The sequence below is a fragment of the Acidovorax sp. HMWF018 genome, assembly GCF_003061035.1.
In the GTDB taxonomy this organism is placed as follows: Bacteria; Pseudomonadota; Gammaproteobacteria; order Burkholderiales; family Burkholderiaceae_C; genus Acidovorax; species Acidovorax delafieldii.
Window position 1 is genome coordinate 14,898 of record NZ_QAIM01000091.1, and the last position, 2,545, is coordinate 17,442.

At 63.2% G+C, this 2,545-nt stretch carries 2 protein-coding genes; one reads left to right on the forward strand and one right to left on the reverse strand.

Annotated features, from left to right (window positions below; genetic code table 11):
- Positions 1 to 763: MFS transporter (locus DBR23_RS30245; RefSeq protein ID WP_369882078.1), on the reverse strand; the 763-nt coding region annotated here is incomplete at its 3' end.
- A gap of 308 nt (positions 764 to 1,071) precedes the next feature.
- Here DBR23_RS30245 and DBR23_RS03275 point away from each other — a divergent pair.
- On the forward strand, positions 1,072 to 2,094 hold the full coding sequence (locus tag DBR23_RS03275; protein ID WP_108497303.1) for an OmpA family protein: 1,023 nt from the start codon (positions 1,072 to 1,074) through the stop codon (positions 2,092 to 2,094).
- The last annotated feature ends 451 nt before the right edge of the window (positions 2,095 to 2,545 follow it).

Below are 2,545 nucleotides of genomic sequence, written 5' to 3' on the forward strand. Positions count from 1 at the left end.
TGGTGGAGAACAACACACTGACGGAGGCAAACGACAACCCTCCCAGCAAGGCCCGGCTGCGCAACCGGGGGTGGTGCAAGGCCAGCGTGCCCAGCGACCGCAAGACCTGTCCATACCCCTGTGTCGGTGCTGAGGTCGTATTGCGTGACATGGGCATCACCCACCACAGCGCCAACGCCACGGCCACCATGGCGACGCCCGCCACCCGGTACACCAGCGTCCAGCCGCCCACCTCCGACAGCAGCCCTGCCACACTGCGCGCCGCCAGAATCCCGGTCAGCAGCCCGCTCATCACCAGCCCCACGGCCCGGCCGCTGCGGCCCGGCGCAGCCAGGGTGGCTGCCAGCGGCACCAACACCTGCGCCGCCACCGAAAACAGGCCGGTGAGCAGCGTGCCCAGCGCCAGCATGGCGTAGTTGTGCGCAAACCCGCTGGTAAACAGTCCCAGAGCGGCCAGCAGCATCAGTGTGGTGATAAGCCGCCGCCGCTCCAGCAGGTCGCCCAGCGGCACCAACAGCAGCAGCCCTGCCGCGTACGCCACCTGCGCCAGCGTCACGATGAGCGCCGCCGACGCGTCCCGCACTTGCAGCTGCGTGGCAATGGAGTGCAGCAGCGGCTGGTTGAAGTAGTTGCTGCCCGCACACAGGCCGCAGGCCACGGCCATGAGCAAGAGCACCGGCGTGCTGAGGTCAGGGGCGCTGGGTGGTGGCGCATCTGGATGAGCGGGTGCACGGGAGCGGGCTGGGCGGTGGGATGAAGTCATGGAGGGTGCAGGTGCGTGCAGGGGGCGCATGCAACGCTCATGCCATGAGCCAGTGCATGGGTCTCAATTTCCTGTGGGATCCGGTTCGGCGTTTGGCAAGTGACATGAAGCTTGCGGGAGGTGTCCAACACAAAGCCGGTGTGAAACCGTGATGCATTTCGCGAAAGCGGCGCGCTGCGCCATGGCGTCGCATGAAGGCTGGGTGGCCTGCAGCCAGGTGCTCGCCTATGATGGATGCGAGCCCGCCGCCTGTCGCAGCGCCGGGTGCAGCTCAGTCAGCGATGCGTGTATTCAACCGGAGATTGCCCATGAGCATGAAGCTGTTTCGTCAGTGGGGCGCATCGCTGTGCCTCGGGTTCCTGGCCTTGGTCAGCGTGTGGCCAACGTTTGCACAGGACCTTGCCGGCGCCAAGGATCACCCCGCCGTGAAGCGCTTTGGTGGTAGCACCATCGTGGGCTACGAGGTGCGCAACTTCGACGCCGTGGAGTTCCAGACTTCCACGTTCAAGGAGTTCGACCTGCAGACCTACAAGCGGCGCTACGTGCAGCCGCCACTTGCTCTGGAAGGCAAGCTCACCCGCCTGTGGTACGAGGCCCCCGGTGCCACGCGGTCACTGGAGCTGTTTCGCAACTATGCCAACGACCTTACGGCCAGCGGTTTCACGGCGCTGTATGACTCCACCCGTGACAGTGCTGCGGGCAGTTACACCAACTTTTTGGCCAACTTCAGTAGTGGCCAGCGCGACTTCATCAAGAACAACCGCAGCGAATACGTGATGTATGGCGCCGATGCGAGCACCGTGCGCACGGGTACCTTCCAGAAGGGCAACACTACCGTGCGCCTGATCTCCATCGACTGGCCTAAGGAAGACGCTACGTACAAATCCAGGCAGGGCGCCTACATCGCAGTGGACATCCTGGAAACCAAAGCCATGGAGCAGAACATGGTGGTGGTCAGTGCATCGGACATCAGCAAGTCCATCACGGCCAATGGCAAGGTCGCCATCTACGGCATCCTGTTCGACACTGGCAAGGCCGACGTGAAGCCCGAGTCCAAACCCTCGCTGGAGCAGATCGCCGCCTTCCTGAAGGCCGAGCCCACTGTCAAGCTGCATGTAGTGGGCCATACCGATAGCGTGGGCAGTTTTGATAGCAACCTGGCGCTGTCCAAGCGCCGCGCCGACGCAGTGGCCGCCGTGCTGGCCAAGGACTACGGCATTGCGGCCAATCGCCTGGTGGGCAATGGCGTCGCGTCGCTCGCACCTGTAGCCAGCAACAACAGCGATGAGGGCAAGGCCAAGAACCGGCGCGTGGAGCTGGTGCCGCAGTGAGATTTTGTCGCTGATGCATGCAGCTGGGTTGGGCTCCTTCAACCTAACCTGGGCACTGCACTTGTCGGTGCCCGCTCATCCAATGTCACGCCTTCGCCGCGCGGGCAGAACATCTGCATGAGACTTCTTGTGGCCGGATTGGGCTTGGGCATTGCGGTGGCATCGACAGGCTGCCAACCGCGAGTTGTGGAGTCTTATGATTTCGGCGTACAGATCGCCAGGCCCGCTTTTGCGACAGAAGAGGACGTCAAGAATCTGGCCAACGCAGCATGTGGACGCGGGCGGGAAGCAGTGTTCCAGCGCTTTCACGCGCGTGGTCGGTATGTGTTTTCCTGCAGATCAAAATGAGAGTCTTGTGTGGCTACCGTGGGCAGACTTGCTCTGCTACCACCGCACCGGCCCCACCTCATCCCGCCAGAATATCCACCGCCGCGTCTCCACATACAGTGAC